This window comes from Mesorhizobium sp. P2_B5 (genome assembly GCF_056404775.1).
Genome location: NZ_JBFUDJ010000006.1, coordinates 217331 through 238024, shown reverse-complemented (window position 1 = coordinate 238024; position 20694 = coordinate 217331). Strand labels below are relative to the sequence as shown.

The following is a 20694-nucleotide window of genomic DNA, read 5'->3' as shown; positions in this document are numbered from 1 at the left end:
CCGGCAAATACCGACGAGCCTGCGCACCGGCGAGCGCCGCCCTTTCGGTGATCCCGATCGTCATCACCGTGCTGGCGGTGCGCAGCGCCGCCAGATGCTATCCCATTGCGTTGCGGATGGTCTTGGACAGGCGGGTAAGAAATGCCGGCCGGGATGAAGCGTCGAGTTTCCACGACAGCACGGCCATGGCCATTTTGGGCGGCAACATGCCTACCGACAGGAACCAGGCGGCAAGGACGGCACGCCGCCGCAAGGATGCAGTCATCTCCAGGCTGGCGACGGCACCCGCCGCCGCCAGCGCCAGCCGCGAATCGTCGGCCACCGGATGCTGGTGGCTGTCCGCGCAGAGTGATGCCAGCCGCTCCTCCAGATGGATCGGATCGCGGCGGACGGCATCCGACGGGACAACCGTCAGGCCGGTCCCGGAGACCTGCTCCGACAACGCCTCCAGGCGGCGGAAATCGTGCCTTACGCGCCAACGCGCCCGCTCGGCGAGTTGCTCGCCGAATATCGAATGGTTCGCGCCGTGAATCCGGTAGGCGCCGAGGCATTCGTCGATGGATTGGACGTGTCCGTGGAAGGGTGCCAACGTTGCCAGATAGCCATCGGCGCCCTGGCGGAAATCCGGCTCGGGAATCGGCATGATCGTTTCCAGGGTCTCACGGTCAAAAGCCAGCCCGCTGGTCACGGTCGTCTGGTAGCGCCCCTTGTGCAGGAGTTTCGGCTTGACGTCGCCGCTGTCGAAGGGCAGTTCGGGTGGCGGAAAGACGTCCTTGATGCGCTGTTGTTCGTCGACGATATGCAGCCTGGATTGCACTTGGGCGGTTGCCGGATCCCAAGTGTCGACGATTTTGGAGACAGCAGGCGGATAGAGATAGTCGTCGGCGTCGAGGAACAGGACAATCCTGCCCGAGCTTGCGGCAAAACCGGTGTTGAACGCCGCCGCATGTCCGCCGTTTTGCGCTCGCGGGCAGGCGACGATCCTGTCGCCATAGGATTCCATAATGGTCGTGGAATTGTCCTGCGATGCATCGTCGACGACGATGACCTCGACGTCGCCGTAGTCCTGTTCCAAGGCGCTGTCGATGCTGCGGTTGAGGAAGCGCGCGTAATTGTAATTCGGGATGATGATGGATACCGGAGTTCCGTTCGACTGCATCGTATTCGACCTCGCATCTTGCTTCGGTTTCGGCGACAGCCCGCTCCATGGGGCCCGCCCCGTCTCCAAGTGCCCGACGAGTTTCCCAGGGAAAAGCTGCGCTTTTCCTTCAGGAGACGGGTCACGTCTCTCATTGCGACTTCAGGCCGCCATCTGCCTTCGAGGCCGACCGCCGAGCTGTGGTCTGCGGCAGCCAAGGCTCCGACGGTTCGACGCGGACGATGCCGCAGCCGAGCCCGGCTGCGGTCGCGATCGGATCGGACGAGCGGGCGGGCGGGAGCCGTGAAGGCATGGCGAATACTGACCTTCAAATGTGGCCGGAATAACCCCTCGGGCAGCACAGGCGATCCTGGCAGATTCGAACCTGCAACCGTCGGCCTGGTCGCCGCTTCGCCCAACCGGGCCTCACGCAGCGAAGGAATTCAACAGAATTTTCGCCGTCCCGTCGGGGTTTTCCTCCGGGAAAAAGTGCCCGCCCTCGACAGCGCCACCCTCGACGCTGTCGGCCCATTGCCGCCAGATCGCCAGCGGGCCGCCCTCGTGCGCATACCAGTTTTCCAGCCCGCCTTCGCCGCTCCACAGCGCAAGCACCGGGGATGCTATGCGACGGCCGACGGCTTGATCCGCCGCATCGTGCTCGCGGTCAACGCCGGCGGCGGCGCGATACTCCTCGCAGATGGCGTGAATATGAGCGGCGTCGCGCAGCGCATCGATATAGGCGGCTCTGACTTCCTCGGGGAAGGCGTTCCCAGCCGATCCCCACTGCGTGATCGCATTGTCGACGATGGCGTCAGGCGCAGCGGCCAGCAGACGCTCCGGCAATGGTTGAGGCTGGGCAAGCAGGCTCCATGGCCAGAAGCCAAGCGCCAGTCTGGCATCGGCGCGATCCCAGGCGGCGGCGGTGGGGATGACATCGAGGACGGCGATCCTCGACACTTTTCCGGGATGGTCAAGCGCCAGCCGATAGGCGACCCGGCCGCCGCGATCATGGCCGGCAACGATGAAACGCTCGAAGCCGAGTACGCCCATGACCTGCACCATGTCGCGCGCCATGGTGCGTTTGGAATAGGCCGCATGATCGATGTCGGAGGCTGGACAACCGCTCCGGCCGTAACCCCTGAGATCGGCGGCGACCACGGTGAAGCGTGACGCCAATGCCACGGCGATGTCGCGCCACATCACATGCGTTTGGGGAAAGCCATGCAGAAGCAGCAGAGGCGGCCCTGAGCCACCGACCCTGACGAAGATCGATGTCTCCTCCACTTGAACGGTTCTGGCGCCAAAGCCCGAAAACATCAGTCGCCGCCGACCATGCCGTGACTGGAGCGGATGCGAAGAACCTGGACACCCTTCGGCAATTCGATCAGGAACTCCTTGTCGCGGTCGAGATGGTGGATATCCCTCGGATCGCCGCCGGTAAAGGCCGCCATCGCCTCGACGCTCTTCCAATAGGAGATCGTGACGAATTCCGAATGCGCCGGCGCGTCCTCGCGAAAGGTCTGCACGCCGAGCGCTTTCTCGATCAGCGGCTTGATGCCGACCTCGTAATTGTAGCGCTCGTAGGCGTCTGCTCTGTCAGGCAAAGTTCTGCCGCGCCAGATGCGGGCGATTGTCGGAGTGTTCGGTGCCATCTCCCATAAACACCTGAGTGCGAGCCACGTTCCAGCGGTCAGCTGAAGCTCCTGACAAAAGGGCCGCAGGAAAAAAGGCGATCCCGACAGGATTCGAACTTGTGCCAATCAGCTTGAGGCCGGCCGTCCAGGCCGGCGCCATAGGCGACAACCAGGCCTCAACCCGCTTCGAACCGAAGGTCAATGCAGCAAAATCTATTCCGACATTCGCACGCACGGATCTCCGGTTCGGGATCACGCGCTGCCACCTCAAGCAGCGCGCTGGCTTTCTTTCGGGCGCAGATTCTGGTTCATGCGGAACAGGTTCAGAGGGTCGTAGCGCTGCTTGATTTCCAGAAGCCGGCGATAGTTGCCGCCATAGGCCGCTTCGACCCGGTCGACTTCGTCCTCCGGCATGAAGTTCACGTAAGCCGTGCCGGCGGCATAGGGCTTGGTCGCCTCGTAGATACCACGAGCCCAATCGATGCAGGCCTTGTCCATTGCCGGTTCGCGCCAGCGGGCGTGGACATTCATGACGAAATGCGAGTTGCGCTGCGGAAACGCCGTTTCATCTGCCGCCACACGGCCCGCCACGCCGCCGACATGACCGAAGAAAATTTCACATTCCGGGTCTGGAAGACTGGTAATCGCCGCAGTGGTGGCACCAATCGCGCCGTCCGAAAGCCCGGTCAGGTCATGGCTTTTCCAATAGTTGCGGGCGCCGGGCGCCAGCAGCGGGTCGAAGGCCTGCTGCCAGCCGGTGAACGGGTTGGGGCCGACGACATCGGCAATCGGTGTGCCGATGGCGCGAAGCTTCTGCGTCGCCTTTTCGCCCGCCTGGATGTCGCCGCAATAGCACATGGCCAAAACCAGCACCTCCTTGCCATGCCATTCGGTCGGCAGGAACGGTAGCGGCGGTGCCTGCCGCATGACCACCCAGCAGGTCAGTTCGTCGGGCGCGGTTTCGAGCGCCTTGCGATAGTCCCGCAGCACCTTTTCGGCATCGGCGAAGGGATGGACGACGAGCCCCGACAGAACCTGCGGACCCATCTGATGGAGTTGGAACTCGAACGCCGTGACGACACCGAAATTGCCGCCGCCGCCACGCAGCGCCCAGAACAGGTCCGGATTGTCCTTCTGGCTGGCGCGCAGCAACTTGCCATCGGCGGTGACCACATCGGCTGAAACAAGATTGTCGATGGTCAGGCCGAATTTGCGGGTGATCCAGCCGAAGCCGCCGCCCAGAGTCAGGCCTGATATGCCGGTGGTCGAGTTGATGCCCGTCGGCACCACCAGGCCAAAAGCCTGTGTTTCCCGGTCGACATCGACGAGCGTGGCGCCAGGCCCGACCCATGCCCGCCGCGCCGCGACATCGACCCGCACCGACTTCATCGCCGATAGATCGATCATCAGGCCGCCATCGCAGACGGCACTGCCAGCAATGTTGTGGCCGCCGCCGCGCACGGAGACGAGAAGCCTGTTTTCCCGGGCGAAATTCACGGCACTGATGACGTCGGAGGCGCCGACGCAACACACAATGAGACCGGGGCGCCGGTCGACCGTGGCATTCCAGACGGTGCGCGCTTCGTCGTAGGCGGCGTCGCCCGCCTGAAGCAGTGTGCCGCGCAATTGTGCCGAAAGCGCTTCAAGGACCGCAGCGTCGACGGTCGTCTTGCCGCGTTCAAGCGTGGTGAGGCTCATGCTGTCCATGGTTTCCTCCCGATTTTTTGTCTGTGAGCCGTTCTCCCCCCAACGCTTCGAACTGTGCTCTTATATTAGAAATCGCGCAAGTTTTGCACGGACCGGTGCTGCGCCCATGTTGGCGCCCAACGACGTGCGGTCTGGCCGGCATGGACGACCCAACGCTGGAGAGGCGCAGAAACGTTGAAAATACTGGCGATCAGCGCCGGTATGGCGCCGACATCGACTTCGCGTTAACGACAATGAAGTCCGGCCTAAGAGTCAACCAATCCAGGCCGATGCCTGCCCTCAGGCTGCTCGCGCCCGGCGCAGCCTTTCGGCGACGTAATGCGGGCCTGGCCCCGTGAGCGGTCTTTCGGTCGCCAGGAAGCCATCCAGCATGGAAAGCAGTTCGCGCGCCGCACCGGACGAGCAGAAATAGTAGACCATCTGGCCGTCGCGACGGGTGTCGACAAGGCCGAAGGCGCGGAGCTTGGCAAGATGCTGCGACAGGGCCGATTGGCTCAGCAGAACTTTCTCGGCAAGAACACCGACCGAAAGTTCGCCGCCGGCCAGGTGGTTCATGATCAAAAGCCGCTTCTCATTTCCCATCAAGTTGAGAAACGCGGCGACAGTTTCTGCATTGGCGGCAAGTGTTCTCGAAATCATCGATTCCAGATCTTTTACTTTCGCGCTCACCCGGCGCCGTGCCAAACGCGACCTTTGGATACACCGTTGCGATGATTTCGTCGCATCTCGCCCACTCAACCGAGGCGACCTATGCGGTGAAAACCAGCGCCAAGTTCCAGTCGGCATAAGCCAAGACTCCAGTCAGAATCATCAGACCAAAGTCCTAGCCAATGTCAGACCAAAGACTATCAGCGCTGCGCTCTTTCTACAAGACCATAACGATATCTGCTTCTACAAGACCATAACGATATCTGCCGGCGACCTGCTTTCAGGCAGCACGCAGGGATGACGCTGACGTCCACTTCTCGCCCCGCGGAAACAGGGTGAGATGTTGGAACTTTGGAGCAGCGCCTGAGCTAAACCGTTGAATTGTTGGCGATCCCGACAGGATTCGAACCTGTGACCATCGGCTTAGAAGGCCGGTGCTCTATCCAGCTGAGCTACGGGACCGCTGGCCGGACAAGCCATTTGATATCTTGGCCGGCTGATGTCTATGTGCCGGACGCTGCCCGGCGATGCCGGTCAATGCGTCCAGGGTATCCTGCGGTCATAGCGGAAATTTTCCGCATAGGAAATCTGCCGGCGCTTGGTCTCCTTCGGCTCCTCGACGCGGAAGGTCAGCCCCTGCTTTTCGGCATAAGCCACCGCCTCTTCCCTGGTGTCGAAGGTGAGCCGGATCTGGCTCAGCATGTCGCCCGATGTGGTGTAGCCCATCAGCGGGTCGATCTTCTTACGCTGGGCGGGATCGAATTCCAGCACCCAATGGCCGGTCTTGGCCTTGCCGGATTGCATCGCGGTTTTGGCTGGGCTGAAAATACGCGCGGACATGGGCACCTCGTGGCTGCGTTGGCGGTAGCGCCGCCTTATTTCAGTCAATACTGTGCAACACTGCCGACGGCAAGGCCGAAGCGGCTTGCAACCGCGCCGCTTCGGAAGCGGCATAGGCCCGATACACTGGCGTGGCATCAAAAGTCATGGTCATGATGGCGACATAGAGAGGCATGGACGCAGGGATTTTGCACGCCGAGACCGGCCAACAAGCGATTTTCAACGGCGTGATCGTCATCGGCGCCGGCGGGGCCGGGCTGACCGCAGCCCATGCGCTGCTCAAGGCCGGCGTACAAGTGATGGTGTTGGAAAAGGAGGCCCGGCTGGCCGAGCCATGGCACCGGCGCCACCCACAGCTTCACCTCAACACGCATCGCGATCTCTCGGCACTTCCGGGCGTCGCGTTTCCCGCCGGCACCCCTGCCTTTCCGCACCGAAGCGCAATCATCCGCCATCTCAACGAATTCCGCGCCATGCACCGGCTGCCGGTCGAGTTCGGCGTCTCGGTCGATGAGATCGCCTTCGACGGTGACCACTGGCTTGTGCAGACAAGCGCCGGGCCTCGACTGGCGCGCCATGTCATCATCGCCACCGGGCGCGACCGGCAGCCCGTCATTCCGGCCTGGAAAGGTATGAAGGCCTTTGCCGGGCGCGTCATCCATTCGGCTGAGTTCGGCGACGCCAATGACTATGCCGGCCGAAAGATTCTGGTCGTCGGCGCCGGCAATTCCGGTTTCGACACGCTCAACCATCTGGCGCGGGTGGATACGGCGCAGATCTGGCTATCAGCGCGAAACGGCCCGGCGCTGCTGCCCAAGCGCATCGGCCAGATCGCTGTCCACCGCTTTTCGCCGATTCTGGCGCGGCTGCCGTTCAAGCTTGCCGATGCGGTGATGGCAGCGACGCAGCGGCTGGTCTTCGGTGACCTCACCGCCTTCGGCCTGCCGCCGACGCCCTCGGGCGGGGCAAGCCGGCTGGCGTCGGATTATACCGCCATCGCCGCCGATGACGGCGCCGTCGACGCCATCAAGGACGGCAGGATCATCGTCGTGCCGACGGTGCGGGAATTCACCCGCGACACGGTCATTTTCGACAATGGCGTGACGATCCAGCCCGATATCGTCATCGCCGCGACCGGCTACCGCACCGGTCTCGAGGCCATGTTGGGCAAGCTCGGCGTGCTCGACAAAAAGGGCGTGCCGCTGTTCAACGGCGCCGACAGCGACCCGAAACTGCCGGGCCTGTGGTTCACCGGCATGCGGCCGAGCATCCGCGGCTGCTTCGCCAACGCCCGCATCCAGGCCAAGGCGATCGCTGCCAGGATTGCGCGGGAGCGCAAACCGCCGAGTCCGGTTTGACGTTTTAGGGGTTGCGCGGCAGGGCCCGGAACCTTATACGCCGCAGGGCCTCGGAGTGTAGCGCAGCCTGGTAGCGCATCTGGTTTGGGACCAGAGGGTCGGGAGTTCGAATCTCTCCACTCCGACCATTTTTCTCCCTGCAAAGTTTGTTTGTGGTCAAAGGTCGCCAACGGCGGCCTCGCCGCCGGCGCATGGCGGTGCGCGTTCGCACCCCGCAGGCCTGCATCGGTTACCCTGCAATTTGCATTGGAACGCGAAGCTCTCCCCGCGATTTGAGTATTATTCGACCCAAGGTGAGATATAATGAAAACCCTGATAATCGCTTCCATGATCGCTTTTGCCGGAACGGCAGTTTTGATTGCACCGGCGCAAGCCGCCAGCGTGATCATCCAGCCGGATGACGGCGATCAATATTCACCCGACAACGATCAAATACAAATTCGCCGTTATCACGAACGCCAAAGAGTCTACGACGACGATGAATATAGCGACAATCAGGGCAATGACGGTCAGTGGCGCCACCACCACTGCCATATCGAGCTGGTCAAGCATTGGCGCCATCATCACAGGGTCATCGAGCAGGTCAGGGTCTGCGGTTGATCCGATTGTCGCAGACCCGCTCCGGTCGGTTGCCGGCCGGAGCGCCAGGCTGACCTAGGCGCCGGCAATGAGGGCCGCACCACCTTCGCCAAGGCTGGTGCGCCCTTGATCGTCCGCTTGCCATTTCCCGAGAATGCTATCCTGCCCATTGAAGGCGTCGAGCATCCGCATTTGGGCAGAGGGGTTCAATCGTATCAGCGAAGGCCATGGCGCCGTCATGGACGGCATCGGCGTAAGATTTTGAACGCCGCACTGGCATCAAAGGGTTATTGCTGCTCACCGAAAGCGCATCAGCCAGACAAGCAGCCGGGTCAGTCATATCGGACCTGCTTGTATCGGGCAAGGTCAAGCCGGTCGTGGCGAAGGTCTTTGCGCTGGAGGATGCCGCCGACGGCCTAGGAGCGCCCGTTCGGCCGGGTGGTGCTGAAGATTTGACGCAAAGCGCTCCGCTCGGATAATCCATCGCTTCCATCGCTGCCGTCGGTCTAGACTTTGGCAAAGGGGAGATTCTGGATGCTTGGTCTCGAGGCATGGCTGTCGCTGATAGGCCCTGCCTACTTCGCCTATATCGGCATCGCGATTCCGTTCGTGGTCGTCTGGGCCATTATTTGTGCTGCTCTATGGATCTGGAACAACCGGCCGAGCAAGAGGCAGCGTGCTCCCCGCTCATGGCCAGCCAGCCTGACATTCTTTGTCGTCGTTGCCGCCTGCTACGTGGCAGCGCATACGGCGGTCTACCTGCTGGTCCGGTATCTGGCCCCGTTGTGGGCGTGACAGGAGCGGGCGCCCTTTTTAGGCACTCTGGCGACCATTCTGCCTGAAGGTAAGCTCGCCGGGCGAGAACCCCAATCATCACTCCCGGCGAGCCTACAACCCGATCAGGAACGCGATCAGGACCGGGGTCAGCCGGCAGGCGTAATGCTGCAAGATGGATGCCAGAGGTTTTTTCTCGAAATGGGACAGGAGCGGAGTCTTCTCCTTCCACTGCCTAAATTTCGAACTCGCCCTGCCCTTCGTCCATCGCACTGACGATCTCGGCGGCGAGTGCCCTTGTAATCGGCGTCTTGCGTTCGAGCGCGGTGCGATCCAGCCGTTCGACCACTCGCATGGCGGTGGCCAGCGAGCGCTCGATGCGGCGCACGAGATATTGCACGACATGCTGTTCGACCTCGACCTGGCGGTCGGCGAACAGTTTGGTGATGACGCCGGCCAGAAGCAGGTCGTCGGGTTCGTGGATTTCGACCGTCGCCGCCGCCTTCAGCCGCGAGGCGAGATCGGGCAGCGTTACCCCCCACGCGGCGGGGAAGCGCCGCGCCGTCAACAGCAAGGTGGACCCGGCGCCGCGAACTTCATTGATGAGGTGGAACAGGCCCGCCTCGTCGATGGCGGTCTTGTCGACATCGTCGATCAGCGCCGGCCTGCCGCCGAGCCCGGCGATGGCATTGCCGATGCGCAGGGCATCGACCGCCACAGCGTTGGCCCGCGCCTGCCAGATCGAGCCCAGATGTGTCTTGCCGGAACCGGCCGGGCCGGCCAGCACGATCACCGGCGAGGGCCAGTCCGGCCATCGGTCGACTAGGGCCGCCGCCTCACGGTTGGTGGCCGACACCACCAACTCGTCGCGCGAATAGCCGGTGCCGTGGCCGAGATCGAGCGGCAGCTGGCGTGGCGGTTCGGTCTTTTGATCAGCCACGTTCAGCTGCGTGGCGAGCGGTGGCCCCCGCCGCGATCGGCGGGGAGCGGCGGGACGGGCTCAGTGGCGTGGCCCTTGTAGAGCGGCGATTCGAGATAGCGGGCGATGGCAAAGCGCACCAGCACGGCAACCGCCGCCGAGGCCGGCACGGCAATCAACAGGCCGACGAAGCCGAACAGGGCGCCGAAGGCAAACAGCGCGAACATCAGCCAGACCGGATGCAGGCCGACGCTTTTGCCGACCAGCCTGGGCTGCAGGATGTTGCCTTCGATGAACTGGCCGATGAAGAACACGCCGGCGACCAACGCCACCATGGTCCAGTCCGGCCAGAACTGGACGAAGGCGACGCCGACGGCCAGCACCAGGCCGGTCAGCGAGCCAACATAGGGGATGAAGGAGATCAGCCCGGCGAACAAGCCGATGAGGATGGCGAAATTCAACCCGGTCAGCGTCAGGCCGGTGGCGTACATGCCGCCAAGCACCAGGCACAGCGTGCCCTGGCCGCGCACGAAGCCGGCGGTCGCGGTGTTGATGTCCCTGAAGATCGCCCTGACCGTCCCGACATAATCGCGCGGCACCCAGCTGTCGACCACCGCCACCATGCGGTCCCAGTCGAGCAGCATGTAGAAGGCAACGACCGGGGTGACCACGAATAGGCTGACCACCGAAACCAGCGCCACGCCGGAACTCCAGATCGAGGTAAAAACGGTGCTCAGCAGGCCGAAGCCTGACGTGAGCAGCGAATTCAGACCATCGCGCAGGCCATTGGCGTTGACGCCGAATTTCTGCTCCAGCCATTTCGGATCGAAGCTGGTGATCAACGACTGCAGCCGGGTCAGATATTCCGGCAGCTTGCTGGCGAAGTCGGCCATCTGCGTCGCCAGCACCGGAACCAGGATGACGAAGGCCAGCACCAGCAAGACGATGAAGGTAATGAGGATTACCACCGTCGCCATCAGCCGGGAGAGCCCGAGGCGCTGCAGCCGGTCGGCGACCGGATCGAGGAAATAGGCCAGGACCATGCCGGCGACGAAGGGTAAGAGGATGCCGGAGAAGATGTAGAGGAACAGCGCCAGGAAGACGGCGGTGCCCAGCCAGAAAAAGATCTGGCGGCGGAACGCCAGGGACGCAGCTTCGCCGGCGGCCGCTGCCTCGGCCGCAACTTCGATGGATTCTCGATCAGGTGCCCGGGGTGGAGCCTTCGCCATAGCCGCTCATATGCCTCAGCCAAGCCACGAGATAGGCCGCGGCCGAAGCCACGGTCAAGACCCCGGACAGCAATATGAGCGCGGGCCTGAGCGGGTCGAGGTGGAGGCCAAAGGCAAGTTCACCCAGCACCACGGCCGCCAGCACGATCTGGGCGGCGGTGTTGGCCTTCGACACATAGAGCGGCTTCATCTCGACCGGATGCGCCATGACGGTGGACAACAACACGGCGCAGATGATCAGCGCATCGCGCGACACCATGGTCACCACCAGCCATAGCGGCAATTGCCCGATGAAGCCCATGACCACGAACACCGAGACCAGGAGCACCTTGTCGGCCATCGGATCGAGATAGGCGCCGAGTTTCGAATGCTGGTTGAAACGGCGGGCGATGAAGCCATCGACGCCATCGGAAATGCCGGCGACGAGAAAGCCGGCAAAGGCCCAGTCCCAGCGCATGTTCAGCATCGCCAGCACCACGGCCGGGACCAGCACGAAGCGCATGATGGTGATCAGGTTGGGAATGGTCAAAGGCATGTCCCGCTTTGCTTGTTGGGAGATAGATGAGGGAGATGGCGGGTGGGCGCAAGTCGCAAGGCGGCGAAGCACCTGATCTCCCCCCTTGTGGGGGAGATTGGCTGTCACCCTCCTTGCCCCCCGAAACCATTCATGCGAAGAGCCCGCAAAGGAAACAGGGATGCGCCGACGATGAGCAAGGGCGACCGGGCCAAGCGCAAGAACGGGCTCACCTATGCCGAGGCGGGTGTCGACATCGATGCCGGCAACCTCATGGTCGAGAAGATCAAGCCGCTGGTGCGCGCGACGCGCCGGCCGGGCGCCGATGGCGAGATCGGCGGCTTTGGCGGCCTGTTCGACCTGAAGGCCGCGGGCTTCACGGACCCGGTGCTGGTTGCCGCCAATGACGGCGTCGGCACCAAGCTGAAGATCGCCATCGACGCCGGCAAGCATGACACGATAGGCATCGACCTCGTCGCCATGTGCGTCAACGACATTGTCGTACAAGGGGCGGAGCCGCTGTTCTTCCTCGACTATTTCGCCACCGGCAAGCTCGACCCCGACCAGGGGGCAGCGATCGTCGGCGGTATCGCAATAGGCTGCCGGCAGGCCGGTTGCGCGCTGATCGGCGGCGAGACGGCCGAAATGCCCGGCATGTATCATGGCAACGATTACGACCTTGCCGGCTTTGCCGTGGGCGCGGCTGAACGCGGCCAGTTGCTGCCGACCGACGATATTGTCGAGGGTGACGTGCTACTGGGTCTGGCTTCCTCAGGCCTGCATTCCAACGGCTTTTCGCTGGTGCGCCGCATCGTTGGTGTCAGTGGGCTTGCCTGGAGCGATCCGGCGCCGTTCAACGATGAGGCGACGCTGGCCGAGGCGCTGCTGGAGCCGACGCGCATCTATGTGAAGTCGATCCTGAAGGCGATCCGCAACACGCACGGCATCAAGGCGCTTGCCCATATCACCGGCGGCGGCTTCCCCGAAAACATCCCGCGCGTGCTGCCGAAGGATTTCTCCGCCGAGCTCGACCTCAATGCCATCGATGTGCCGCCGGTCTTTTCCTGGCTTGCGAAAACCGGCGGCGTGACGCCGGAAGAGATGATGCGCACCTTCAATTGCGGCATCGGCATGATCCTCGTCGTCGCCTCCGGCCAAGCCGCGCAGGTCGCCGCCGTGCTGCAGGAGGCCGGCGAGACGGTGACGCCGATCGGCCGCATCGTACCGCGCCGCGACGCCGGCGTCATTTATCGGGGCTCGATCGGCCTATGAGCAGGAAACGCACGGTTGTCTTGATCTCGGGACGCGGCTCCAACATGACGGCGCTGATCGCGGCGGCGAGCGATCCGGCCTATCCCGCCGAAATCGTCGGCGTCATTTCCGACCGGGTGAACGCCGCCGGCCTCGGCATCGCAGCCGCGCGCGGCATCCCGACCAAGGTCATCGTGCGCTCCGACCATGCCAGCAAGGAAGCCCATGATGCGGCGATCGACGCCGCACTGGTTGCGTTCAACGCCGAGATCGTGGCGCTGGCCGGCTATTTGCGCATCCTTTCCCGTGGCCTGGTCGAGAAGTGGCAAGGGCGCATGCTCAACATCCACCCTGCCCTGCTACCGGCCTTCAAGGGGCTCGACACGCATGCGCGCGCGCTGCGGGCCGGCATGCGCATTCATGGCTGCACGGTGCATTTCGTCACGCCCGAGATGGATGACGGCCCGATCATAGCGCAAGCCGCGGTGCCGGTGATGGTCGGCGACAATGAGGACACGCTGGCCGCGCGCGTGCTGAAGGCCGAACACCGGCTCTATGCGCTGGCGCTCGGCCTCGTCGCCGACGGCAAGGCGCGCATGGAAGGCGGCCGCACCGTGCTTGCGCACTTTGCCGACGACGCCGAAAACGGAACGTCTGTGGTGATGGCGCCTGACCCGCTACGCGAGGAACGCGACCTCGAGCATCTGGCGCGGATCACGCCTTGAGGGCCTAGACCCACAACGAGCCGAACCTATGAAACAGCTGCTCCTGCTGCGCCACGCCAAGTCGAGCTGGGACGATCCGGCGCTTGCCGATTTCGACCGGCCGCTTGCCCCGCGCGGACTGAAGGCAGCGCCGCTGATGGGGCGCGAACTGGCCAGGCGCGACTGGCTGCCTGACCTGGCGCTGGTGTCACCGGCACTGCGCACGCGCGAGACATGGCGGCTGGTCTCGGCAGAACTGCCGGCGAGAGTGCCGGTGGAGTTTGCCGAGGGGCTCTTCGAGGCCACGGCTGGCGACATTCTGGCCGAGGTGCAACAGGCAATCGCATCGGCCGGCTGTCTCTTGGTGCTTGGCCATAATCCCGGCCTGGAGGATTTTGCGCGCAGGCTTGCCGGTCCGCGATCGGATTCCGGAACTCTGAGGAAGCTTGAAGAGAAATTCCCGACCGGCGCCCTTGCCCGCTTTGTCGTCGGCGGTGACTGGGCAGACCTCGCCTTCGGCACAGCCCGGCTGACGCATTGCATCAGGCCGAAGGATTTGGGCTGATGCTGTCCAAATCAAAAGCGGCGGACCACGCCCGCCGCTTTTGGTGCAAATGATCAATTGCCCCAGATGCCCTGGCCAGATCCGGCGAGGCTTTCGATCCTGCCGATCCCGTTGTCGTATCGACGTTAGCCGCAGGCTTGGCCATCCTGTGCTTGCGGATCGAGGCGGTGAAGCTGCGGTCGACGCCGGCGGTCGGCTGGTTAGCGTTGTCGGCGCCATAGTGATCGCTGCCGGCAGAGGCGCTGCCCATGGCAGCGACAAGCATTGCGGCTGCGACGAATGCAATCCTGGTCATTTCAGTGTTCCTTGTCTGTCGTTTCATTGCGCGGGCGCCTTGGGAGGATGGTCCGCTGTCAACAAGACCCGGAACCGCCCGGTTTTATTCCCGGGCGAAACGGATTCCTCGCGGAACCCAGCCGGCTGCACAAAAAACAAGAGCGGCGGGTCAAGCCCACCGCTCTTTGTGGTCGTAAATCTCGCTGGAAATTAACGGCCCCAGATGCCCTGGCCGGATTCACCGGGAACCTTGGCATTGGCGTCAGCCTGTGCCTTTTCGGACTTCAGGATCGAGCCGATGAACATGTGGTCGACGGAGGTCGACTGGCTGGCAACCGGCTGGTTGGCATTGTTCGAGCCATAGTGGTCGCTGCCCGCGAAAGCGGAACCCGTGGCGACGAGAATGGCGGCGGCGGTAAGAGCGATCTTGGTCATTTTTTAAATGCTCCTGATCTGAGATTGACGGTCTGATCGGTTCGGGTCGGAGCCGGCTTAGCGGCCCCAGATGCCCTGGCCGGATTGCGGCTGGTTCGAGTCCGGCTTGATCGTGAAGCCGCCGAAGGTGGCCGGCTTGCCGATCGAGGCCGTATAGCTGTGGTCGATGTTGCCGGCCGGAGCGGTCGACGCGGTCACAGCAGGCTGGTTGACACCGTCAGAGCCGTAGTGGTCGCTACCTGCGAAAGCGGTGCCGGTGGCAACGAGGAGAGCAGCAGCGGTAAGAGCGATCTTGGTCATTTTAAGTACTCCAGATATCTGGTCCTGTCCGTCTAGTGGCGTGCCTTGGGAGGAATTCGCGTCGCTCGGACCACCCCGAGATGGGCCTGTCTTGCTGCCATTTCCAATCACTAAAATGTGTGAACCGAACCGTTCAGTTCGATCTTGAAATCCACCGAATGACGCGGCGGTTGCAATTTTCTACAGTGATATCAAATAGTTAAATTATAGCACTTGCTATAATGCGCGGCGACTCGTTGAGTCGACGTTCATCGATCACGATACAGTGCGTCAAAGTGAATCGAACCGAACGGTTCGGCTTCTTTAGTATCTCGACTGATTAGGCGGCTCAAGGACCATCGTAACCGCCCCTCGCTGCCGTTACCATTGCATCTCAAAAGGCGGTAAAACCCAGCACGTCGCGCATGTCGTATTCGCCGGGCGGGCGTTCCACCACCCAAAGTGCCGCTGCAATGGCGCCCCGCGCAAACATCGAGCGGTCGCCGGCTGAATGCGAGAGCGTGAGCGTCTCGCCTTGGCTGAGGAAACTCGCACTGTGCTCGCCGACGATGCTGCCGCCGCGCAGCACGGCAAAGCCGATCTCACCGGCAGGGCGCGGACCGGTGACGCCATCGCGAGCGCGTCTCGCCACATCGTCGAGGATCACGCCGCGCCCTCGCGCCGCCGCCTCGCCCAGCATCAGCGCCGTGCCAGACGGCGCATCGACCTTGAAGCGGTGATGCGCTTCGAGGATTTCGATGTCGGCATCGGGGCCAAGCGCCCGCGCCGCCTGCTCGACCAGCCCGGCCAGCATGTTGAGCCCGAGCGAGTAGCTGCCTGAGCGCACGATGGCGACGGACTTCGAAGCAGTGGCGATGGCGGCGAGTTCGGCCGGCTCGAACCCGGTCGAGCCGATGACCAGTGCCGGGCCGCCGCGGGCCGCGCAGGCCTTTGCCAATTCGACGGAGGCCGCCGGCGTGGTGAAGTCGATGACGACATCGGCAATCGCCAGCGCCTCGTCGCGTTCGACCAGGCCCCCGCCGGCGCTGCCAGGGCGGTGGAATCGCGCCACGAGCGCCAGCCTGGGATCGGCGTCGACGGCCAGTGCCATCTGCCTGCCCATGCGGCCGAGCGCGCCGGCTATGGCTATCTTCAATGGATGCGGCATGGCGGCTTTCGTTGGAAATGCGAGTCCGAACAATCGTCTACCATGCCGCCTTGCCAGATTGATTCAGGCGGCGTCATGCGTCTTCAGCATCATGCCGGCGATCTCCTTGACCAGCTTGGCGGCGACAAGCGCTGTCAGGTTGGAGACATCCTGGTTCGCATTGTATTCGACAACATCGGCACCAATGATCGGTTGGTCGATCCGCTGGATCAGGCCGATCACTTGCCGGGTTGTAAGACCACCGGGTTCGCGGTGCGAGACGCCGGGCGCACAGGCCGGATCAAGGCCGTCGAGATCGACCGAGAGATAGACCGGCGTCTTGAGGTCGAGCCGCAGATCCTCGCTGAAATGGCGCGCCTCGATCACTTCGACGCCGAAGTGTGTGTGCTGGTCACGAAGCTCGTCGTTGAGTGTGCGTAGGCCGATCTGGATCAACCGGTCGGCCAGCCCTTCCTCCAGGATGCGAGCGAAAGACGAGGTGTGCGAGCGTTTGTTGCCCTGATAGGCCTCGTAGATGTCGGGATGGGCATCGATCTGGACGATCGTCAGGCCGGGGTGGCGGCGCCGCACGGCGCGCAGCAGCGGCCATGCGATCGCGTGGTCGCCGCCGAGGCTGATCAGCGGATGGCCGTCGTCCAGCGCGCGGCCGACCTCACTTTCGATCCGTTCCCACGGATCACCGCCGCCTGAGAAGTCGATGTCGCCATGGTCGAGAAAACTGTCCGCCACATCGAACCCGGTTTCGCTCCACGAGCTGTGCGCGTCGCTGGCGAGTTCACGCCTGATCAAAGCGGGTGCTGCGGCCGCACCCTTGAGATAGGACGAGTTGTCGTCATGCGGTATTCCCAGAAGCGAAACCCTGGCCATTGGCGTGCGATCTCCGGCAACAGGCAATCTCACTAAACCCGGGAGCTGGCTGGCGATAGCGGTGCCGCTTGGGCCAGCAGCGAAGGCGGCCTCGCGATCTGGCAGCCGTTATTGCCCGGCTTCGCCGCCCAGCCTTTGTCGGACGATCGCGACATGGAAATTGGTGCCGTGCAACAGCCCGTCATCATTGAAGTCGTAGCTGGAATTGTGGAGCGGCACTGACGCCTCGCCATTGCCGAGGAAGACGAAGCAGCCCGGCACGTGATCGAGGAAGCGGGCGAAATCCTCCGAACCGGTCATCGGCTCCGCCGCGACGCCGACTGCGTTCTCGGCCAGCACGCGCCTTGCGGCGGCAAAGGCTTCGTCCACGAGTTCGGCATCATTTTGCAGCGGCACGAACTCCCTGGTGTAGGTGACCTCGGCGGAGACATTGTAGGCGGCGGCCGTTCCCTCGGCGATGATGCGCATCTGCCGCTCGATCTCGGCGCTGACCTCCGGCCGAAAACTGCGGGCGTCACCCAGGATGCGGGCAAGGCCGGGCAATGCATTGCGCGTGCCATCGGTGATCAGTTCGGTCACCGAAACCACCGATATGTCGGCCGGGCTCAGCCGGCGCGAGACGATGGTCTGCAGATTGGTGACCAGCGCGCAGGCGGCAACCAGGGTTTCATTGCCGGAATGCGGCCGCGCGGCATGGCCGCCGATGCCCTTAAGCACGATCTCGAAATTATCCTCGGCCGACATGATCGGGCCGACGCGGGTTTCGAAATGCCCGATGGGCAGGCCGGGCATGTTGTGCAGGCCAAAAATCTCGTCGAAGGGAAAGCGCTGCATCAGCCCGTCATCGAGCATCGCCAGCGCGCCCTTGCCCCACTCCTCGGCCGGCTGGAAGATGAAGCGCACAGTGCCATCGAACCCGCCCTCGGTAGCCAGCAGTTTTGCTGCGCCGAGCAGCATGGTGGTGTGGCCGTCATGGCCGCAAGCATGCATGAAGCCGGGGTTTTGCGAGCGATAGGCGGCCGTCGACTGCTCGGTGATGCGCAGCGCGTCCATGTCGGCCCTCAGCGCAATCGCCCGGTTGCCGTTGCCGCGCTTCAGCGTGCCGACCACACCGGTGCCGCCGACACCCTCGGTGACATCGTCCAACCCGAATTCACGCAGCTTGGCGGCGACGAAGGCAGCGGTGCGCTTTTCCTCAAAGCCGAATTCAGGATGTGCGTGCAGATTGCGCCGCCAGCCCGTCATCTCCCGTCTCAGCGCACCACGATCGAGTTCAGCCATTTTTCTCCCCGACTTATTTTGCAAGCTGGGTGGCGACATCAAGCAGGATGTTGGCGCCGGCGACAAGCTCGGCATCGTCGGTATGTTCGCGCGGACTGTGGCTGATGCCGCCGGCACTCGGCACGAAGATCATCGCCGCCGGTGCGATGCGGGCCATCATCTGGGCATCATGGCCGGCGCCCGATGTCATGCGCCTGACGCCGAGACCGCGATCTTTCGCGGCGGCCTCGATCCGTTCGACGATGCCGATATCGAACAGGACCGGCTCGAAGCGGGCCAGTTGCTCGGCAGAAATCGACACGTTCTCGACCACAGCAAGCTCTTCGAGGTATGCGGCAAGCGCCGCCTCATGTGCCTGCAGGCGCTGTTCATCGGGATCGCGCAGGTCGATAGTGAAGACGGCGCGCCCGGGAATGACATTGATGGCATTCGGCTCGAAGCGCATCGCGCCGACGGTGACGACCGTCGGCGTGTTCGAAACCTTGGCTCGATCGTGCAGGAAGGTGATGACGCGGGCGGCGGCGTGGCCGGCATCGCTGCGCATCGACATCGGCGTGGTGCCGGCATGATTGGCGGCGCCGTCGATGGTGATGCGCTGCCATGAGATGCCTTGCAGATTTTCCACGGCGCCGATCGGCACGCCTTCGCGCTCCAGCACCGGCCCCTGCTCGATATGCAGTTCGAGATAGGCGTGCGGCTTGAGGAAGCCGGGTTCGCGGTCGCCGGCATAGCCGATGCGGGCGAGTTCCTGGCCGAGCACGCTGCCATCCGTGCCGATGGCGGCCAACATCGCGTCCGCGCCGGCGCCACCGGCATGGACCAGCGAGCCCATCATGTCGGGCGTGTAGCGCACACCCTCCTCATTGGTGAAAGCGGCGACCGCGACCGGACGTGAGGGCGAAAAGCCCGAGGCCTTCAGCGTCTCGATCACCTCCAGCCCGGCAAGCACGCCATAGCAGCCATCATAGATGCCGGCATCGATGACGGTGTCGATGTGCGAACCGATCAGCAGGGGCGCCTGCCCGGCACTATCGGGGCCTTGCCAGATGCCAAAGATATTGCCGACCCGGTCGATCGCGACATCGAGCCCGGCCTGGTTGAGCCAGCCGACGAAGAGGTCGCGGCCTTGCCTGTCGGTATCGGACGCGGCGAGCCGGATCAGCCTGCCGTCATTGTCACGACCGACGGCGCCGAGTTCACGGATGCGGCCTAGCAGGCGCTTCGCATCGATGGCGATCATGATGCTGCCTCGGCTGCCATCTTGCCGGCCAGCACATCGGCCGGTGTCATGCCGACCAGTTCGGCATAGCGATGCGGGTCGGTAGCGCCTTCGGTGTTGATCAGCAGCACGCGGGATTGGCTATCGAGCCCGAGAGCGACCTTGTGGTCAGCCACCGCCCGGATTAGCCCAGCAAGACCGACACCGCCGCTTTCACCTGAAACGATCGCCGGATCGCCTGCACTTGGCTGGGCGAGAAGCCGCATCACCGCGACGGCCTCATCCTCGTCCACCGTCATGAAGGCGTCGGCAACCCGTGCCAGCACACGCCAGGCGACTGCCGAGGCCTCGTAGCATTCCAGCATCGCCATCACGGTTGGCTGGTCGTGCGCGACCTTGACCACGCGACCCGCCTGGGCGGCCGCGACAACGCAGGCCGCGCGCGCTGGCTCGACCACGATGAAGATCGGCCTCGCATCGCCGAGCACGATGGCGAGATGACCGGCCACCGCTGCGGCAATGCCGCCGACACCGGCCTGCACGAAGACATGGGTTGGCGGCTGCGGCAACTGGTGCAACGCTTCGCGCACAATCGCCGTATAGCCCTGCATAACCAGACCGGGAATGCGTTCGTAGCCGGGCCAGGAGGTGTCGGACACCACCGTCCAGCCCTTGTCGGCGGACACCTCGGCGGCCTGCCTCACCGAGTCGTCATAATTGCCGTCGACGCGGATCATCTCGGCGCCATAGCGGGCGATGGCCGCAATCCGCTCCTCGCTGACGCCGGCATGAACGAAGATTGCAGCCTTGGCGCCGACGAGTTGCGCCCCTTGCGCAACCGAGCGGCCGTGATTGCCGTCGGTGGCACAGGCCACCGTCATGCCGGCAGCGATCGCCCGGACGTCGGGCCGGTTGAGATCGGCTAGGTCGACGGGCCGGCCGAGCGACCGGCTTGCCTCCTCCAGCACAAGGCGGAAGACGGCATAGGCGCCGCCCAGCGCCTTGAAGCTGCCGAGGCCGAGGCGAAGGCCTTCATTCTTGATGTGGATGGTGCTGAGACCGAGTTCGCCGGCCAACGCCGGCAAGGCATGCAGCGGCGTTACCTGGTGATTGTTGCGATGGGCCAGAAAGCGCTCGACCGTGTCGGCGCCGGCAACCCCCAGCGTTTCGGCATCGACCGGTTCGAGCGGTTCGCGGTGCAAGGTATTGCTGTTGAGCAGGAACACGGATGGCCTCCTTGAGGGTCAGACGAAATCATATTGCAGCAGAGGCGCAATGAGCGCTCTAATTGGACCTTCCAAATGCAAGT

25 protein-coding genes and 2 tRNA genes are annotated in these 20694 nt (G+C 63.5%); 7 read left to right on the top strand and 20 right to left on the bottom strand.

Annotated elements, in window-relative coordinates; all coding sequences use genetic code 11:
- Positions 1-97 precede the first annotated feature (97 nt).
- The 9 genes from AC1D1N_RS21175 to AC1D1N_RS21135 form a co-directional block, all read right to left on the bottom strand.
- On the bottom strand, positions 98-1159 hold the full coding sequence (locus AC1D1N_RS21175) for a glycosyltransferase family 2 protein (protein ID WP_436259176.1): 1062 nt from the start codon (positions 1157-1159) through the stop codon (positions 98-100).
- A 130-nt stretch (positions 1160-1289) separates the two neighbouring features.
- Positions 1290-1451, bottom strand: coding sequence for a hypothetical protein (locus AC1D1N_RS21170; RefSeq protein ID WP_436259175.1), 162 nt, complete (start codon positions 1449-1451; stop codon positions 1290-1292).
- Between the two features lie 113 nt (positions 1452-1564).
- Positions 1565-2455, bottom strand: a complete 891-nt coding sequence (locus AC1D1N_RS21165) for an alpha/beta fold hydrolase (RefSeq protein ID WP_436259174.1) — start codon at positions 2453-2455, stop codon at positions 1565-1567.
- Positions 2455-2790, bottom strand: a complete 336-nt coding sequence (locus AC1D1N_RS21160) for an antibiotic biosynthesis monooxygenase family protein (RefSeq protein ID WP_436259173.1) — start codon at positions 2788-2790, stop codon at positions 2455-2457. The genes AC1D1N_RS21165 and AC1D1N_RS21160 overlap by 1 nt, the downstream gene beginning before the upstream one ends.
- Positions 2735-3007 (bottom strand): hypothetical protein, encoded by a 273-nt coding sequence (locus tag AC1D1N_RS21155; RefSeq protein WP_436262095.1) that lies wholly within the window; start codon positions 3005-3007, stop codon positions 2735-2737. The genes AC1D1N_RS21160 and AC1D1N_RS21155 overlap by 56 nt, the downstream gene beginning before the upstream one ends.
- 32 nt (positions 3008-3039) lie before the next feature.
- Positions 3040-4479, bottom strand: coding sequence for an FAD-binding oxidoreductase (locus tag AC1D1N_RS21150; protein ID WP_477350783.1), 1440 nt, complete (start codon positions 4477-4479; stop codon positions 3040-3042).
- Positions 4480-4758: 279 nt separating this feature from the next.
- Positions 4759-5118, bottom strand: coding sequence for an ArsR/SmtB family transcription factor (locus tag AC1D1N_RS21145; protein WP_203278147.1), 360 nt, complete (start codon positions 5116-5118; stop codon positions 4759-4761).
- Positions 5119-5512: 394 nt separating this feature from the next.
- Positions 5513-5589, bottom strand: a tRNA-Arg gene (locus AC1D1N_RS21140).
- Positions 5590-5661: 72 nt separating this feature from the next.
- Entirely contained in the window at positions 5662-5967 is a 306-nt protein-coding gene (locus AC1D1N_RS21135) for an ETC complex I subunit (RefSeq protein WP_112560867.1), read from the bottom strand.
- A 173-nt stretch (positions 5968-6140) separates the two neighbouring features.
- Between AC1D1N_RS21135 and AC1D1N_RS21130 the strand changes: the two genes are divergently transcribed.
- The 4 genes from AC1D1N_RS21130 (at position 6141) to AC1D1N_RS21115 (ending at position 8699) form a co-directional block, all read left to right on the top strand.
- Positions 6141-7325, top strand: coding sequence for a flavin-containing monooxygenase (locus AC1D1N_RS21130; protein ID WP_436259171.1), 1185 nt, complete (start codon positions 6141-6143; stop codon positions 7323-7325).
- Positions 7326-7376: 51 nt separating this feature from the next.
- Positions 7377-7453 (top strand) — tRNA-Pro (locus AC1D1N_RS21125).
- Between the two features lie 175 nt (positions 7454-7628).
- Positions 7629-7925, top strand: a complete 297-nt coding sequence (locus AC1D1N_RS21120) for a hypothetical protein (RefSeq protein WP_477350781.1) — start codon at positions 7629-7631, stop codon at positions 7923-7925.
- A 513-nt stretch (positions 7926-8438) separates the two neighbouring features.
- Positions 8439-8699 carry a hypothetical protein gene (locus AC1D1N_RS21115; protein ID WP_352585194.1) on the top strand — a complete coding sequence of 87 codons (261 nt, stop codon included), beginning with the start codon at positions 8439-8441 and terminating at the stop codon, positions 8697-8699.
- 214 nt (positions 8700-8913) lie between these two features.
- On the opposite strand, the gene hdaA is transcribed toward AC1D1N_RS21115, so the two are convergent.
- From hdaA to AC1D1N_RS21100, 3 genes are read right to left on the bottom strand one after another with little or no spacing between them, the layout of a single operon-like run.
- Positions 8914-9618, bottom strand: coding sequence for a DnaA regulatory inactivator HdaA (gene hdaA, locus AC1D1N_RS21110; protein WP_477350779.1), 705 nt, complete (start codon positions 9616-9618; stop codon positions 8914-8916).
- Between the two features lie 2 nt (positions 9619-9620).
- Positions 9621-10826, bottom strand: a complete 1206-nt coding sequence (locus tag AC1D1N_RS21105) for an AI-2E family transporter (protein ID WP_436259167.1) — start codon at positions 10824-10826, stop codon at positions 9621-9623.
- Positions 10798-11355 (bottom strand): CDP-alcohol phosphatidyltransferase family protein, encoded by a 558-nt coding sequence (locus AC1D1N_RS21100; RefSeq protein ID WP_436261944.1) that lies wholly within the window; start codon positions 11353-11355, stop codon positions 10798-10800. Before AC1D1N_RS21100 ends, AC1D1N_RS21105 begins: the two co-directional genes overlap by 29 nt.
- A gap of 177 nt (positions 11356-11532) precedes the next feature.
- Here AC1D1N_RS21100 and purM point away from each other — a divergent pair, with 177 nt between their 5' ends.
- From purM to AC1D1N_RS21085, 3 genes are read left to right on the top strand one after another with little or no spacing between them, the layout of a single operon-like run.
- Complete coding sequence (gene purM, locus AC1D1N_RS21095; protein ID WP_477350777.1) at positions 11533-12612, top strand: phosphoribosylformylglycinamidine cyclo-ligase; 1080 nt, start codon at positions 11533-11535, stop codon at positions 12610-12612.
- A complete protein-coding gene (purN, locus tag AC1D1N_RS21090) occupies positions 12609-13316 on the top strand; it encodes a phosphoribosylglycinamide formyltransferase (RefSeq protein ID WP_477343360.1) in 708 nt (235 codons plus the stop codon). The genes purM and purN overlap by 4 nt, the downstream gene beginning before the upstream one ends.
- 28 nt (positions 13317-13344) lie before the next feature.
- The gene (locus AC1D1N_RS21085; RefSeq protein WP_477350775.1) at positions 13345-13860 is read left to right on the top strand and encodes a SixA phosphatase family protein; all 516 of its coding nucleotides are present in this window, start codon (positions 13345-13347) and stop codon (positions 13858-13860) included.
- On the opposite strand, the gene AC1D1N_RS21080 is transcribed toward AC1D1N_RS21085, so the two are convergent.
- The 8 genes from AC1D1N_RS21080 to AC1D1N_RS21045 form a co-directional block, all read right to left on the bottom strand.
- Positions 13838-14155 (bottom strand): DUF680 domain-containing protein, encoded by a 318-nt coding sequence (locus tag AC1D1N_RS21080; protein ID WP_477350773.1) that lies wholly within the window; start codon positions 14153-14155, stop codon positions 13838-13840. The genes AC1D1N_RS21085 and AC1D1N_RS21080 overlap by 23 nt on opposite strands.
- A 191-nt stretch (positions 14156-14346) precedes the next feature.
- Entirely contained in the window at positions 14347-14571 is a 225-nt protein-coding gene (locus AC1D1N_RS21075; protein WP_477350771.1) for a DUF680 domain-containing protein, read from the bottom strand.
- 57 nt (positions 14572-14628) lie between these two features.
- The gene (locus tag AC1D1N_RS21070; RefSeq protein WP_112560856.1) at positions 14629-14871 is read right to left on the bottom strand and encodes a DUF680 domain-containing protein; all 243 of its coding nucleotides are present in this window, start codon (positions 14869-14871) and stop codon (positions 14629-14631) included.
- A gap of 373 nt (positions 14872-15244) precedes the next feature.
- The gene (gene dapB / locus AC1D1N_RS21065; protein WP_477350769.1) at positions 15245-16018 is read right to left on the bottom strand and encodes a 4-hydroxy-tetrahydrodipicolinate reductase; all 774 of its coding nucleotides are present in this window, start codon (positions 16016-16018) and stop codon (positions 15245-15247) included.
- A 63-nt stretch (positions 16019-16081) separates the two neighbouring features.
- Complete coding sequence (locus AC1D1N_RS21060) at positions 16082-16885, bottom strand: agmatinase family protein (protein ID WP_477350767.1); 804 nt, start codon at positions 16883-16885, stop codon at positions 16082-16084.
- A 108-nt stretch (positions 16886-16993) separates the two neighbouring features.
- On the bottom strand, positions 16994-18166 hold the full coding sequence (locus AC1D1N_RS21055; protein WP_477350765.1) for a M20 aminoacylase family protein: 1173 nt from the start codon (positions 18164-18166) through the stop codon (positions 16994-16996).
- A 13-nt stretch (positions 18167-18179) separates the two neighbouring features.
- Positions 18180-19406 (bottom strand): allantoate amidohydrolase, encoded by a 1227-nt coding sequence (locus AC1D1N_RS21050; protein WP_477350763.1) that lies wholly within the window; start codon positions 19404-19406, stop codon positions 18180-18182.
- The gene (locus AC1D1N_RS21045; protein ID WP_477350761.1) at positions 19403-20611 is read right to left on the bottom strand and encodes a diaminopropionate ammonia-lyase; all 1209 of its coding nucleotides are present in this window, start codon (positions 20609-20611) and stop codon (positions 19403-19405) included. Before AC1D1N_RS21045 ends, AC1D1N_RS21050 begins: the two co-directional genes overlap by 4 nt.
- Between the last annotated feature and the right edge of the window lie 83 nt (positions 20612-20694).

Excerpts from the sequence above, each read along its gene's own strand:
- AC1D1N_RS21175 (WP_436259176.1), bottom strand. The coding sequence starts at position 1,159 with ATGCAGTCGAACGGAACTCCGGTATCCATCATCATCCCGAATTACAAT.
- AC1D1N_RS21170 (WP_436259175.1), bottom strand. The coding sequence starts at position 1,451 with ATGCCTTCACGGCTCCCGCCCGCCCGCTCGTCCGATCCGATCGCGACC.
- AC1D1N_RS21165 (WP_436259174.1), bottom strand. The coding sequence starts at position 2,455 with ATGTTTTCGGGCTTTGGCGCCAGAACCGTTCAAGTGGAGGAGACATCG.
- AC1D1N_RS21160 (WP_436259173.1), bottom strand. The coding sequence starts at position 2,790 with ATGGCACCGAACACTCCGACAATCGCCCGCATCTGGCGCGGCAGAACT.
- AC1D1N_RS21150 (WP_477350783.1), bottom strand. The coding sequence starts at position 4,479 with ATGGACAGCATGAGCCTCACCACGCTTGAACGCGGCAAGACGACCGTC.
- AC1D1N_RS21145 (WP_203278147.1), bottom strand. The coding sequence starts at position 5,118 with ATGATTTCGAGAACACTTGCCGCCAATGCAGAAACTGTCGCCGCGTTT.
- AC1D1N_RS21135 (WP_112560867.1), bottom strand. The coding sequence starts at position 5,967 with ATGTCCGCGCGTATTTTCAGCCCAGCCAAAACCGCGATGCAATCCGGC.
- AC1D1N_RS21130 (WP_436259171.1), top strand. The coding sequence starts at position 6,141 with ATGGACGCAGGGATTTTGCACGCCGAGACCGGCCAACAAGCGATTTTC.
- AC1D1N_RS21120 (WP_477350781.1), top strand. The coding sequence starts at position 7,629 with ATGAAAACCCTGATAATCGCTTCCATGATCGCTTTTGCCGGAACGGCA.
- AC1D1N_RS21115 (WP_352585194.1), top strand. The coding sequence starts at position 8,439 with ATGCTTGGTCTCGAGGCATGGCTGTCGCTGATAGGCCCTGCCTACTTC.
- AC1D1N_RS21105 (WP_436259167.1), bottom strand. The coding sequence starts at position 10,826 with ATGGCGAAGGCTCCACCCCGGGCACCTGATCGAGAATCCATCGAAGTT.
- purM (WP_477350777.1), top strand. The coding sequence starts at position 11,533 with ATGAGCAAGGGCGACCGGGCCAAGCGCAAGAACGGGCTCACCTATGCC.
- purN (WP_477343360.1), top strand. The coding sequence starts at position 12,609 with ATGAGCAGGAAACGCACGGTTGTCTTGATCTCGGGACGCGGCTCCAAC.
- AC1D1N_RS21085 (WP_477350775.1), top strand. The coding sequence starts at position 13,345 with ATGAAACAGCTGCTCCTGCTGCGCCACGCCAAGTCGAGCTGGGACGAT.
- AC1D1N_RS21080 (WP_477350773.1), bottom strand. The coding sequence starts at position 14,155 with ATGACCAGGATTGCATTCGTCGCAGCCGCAATGCTTGTCGCTGCCATG.
- AC1D1N_RS21075 (WP_477350771.1), bottom strand. The coding sequence starts at position 14,571 with ATGACCAAGATCGCTCTTACCGCCGCCGCCATTCTCGTCGCCACGGGT.
- AC1D1N_RS21070 (WP_112560856.1), bottom strand. The coding sequence starts at position 14,871 with ATGACCAAGATCGCTCTTACCGCTGCTGCTCTCCTCGTTGCCACCGGC.
- dapB (WP_477350769.1), bottom strand. The coding sequence starts at position 16,018 with ATGCCGCATCCATTGAAGATAGCCATAGCCGGCGCGCTCGGCCGCATG.
- AC1D1N_RS21060 (WP_477350767.1), bottom strand. The coding sequence starts at position 16,885 with ATGGCCAGGGTTTCGCTTCTGGGAATACCGCATGACGACAACTCGTCC.
- AC1D1N_RS21055 (WP_477350765.1), bottom strand. The coding sequence starts at position 18,166 with ATGGCTGAACTCGATCGTGGTGCGCTGAGACGGGAGATGACGGGCTGG.
- AC1D1N_RS21050 (WP_477350763.1), bottom strand. The coding sequence starts at position 19,406 with ATGATCGCCATCGATGCGAAGCGCCTGCTAGGCCGCATCCGTGAACTC.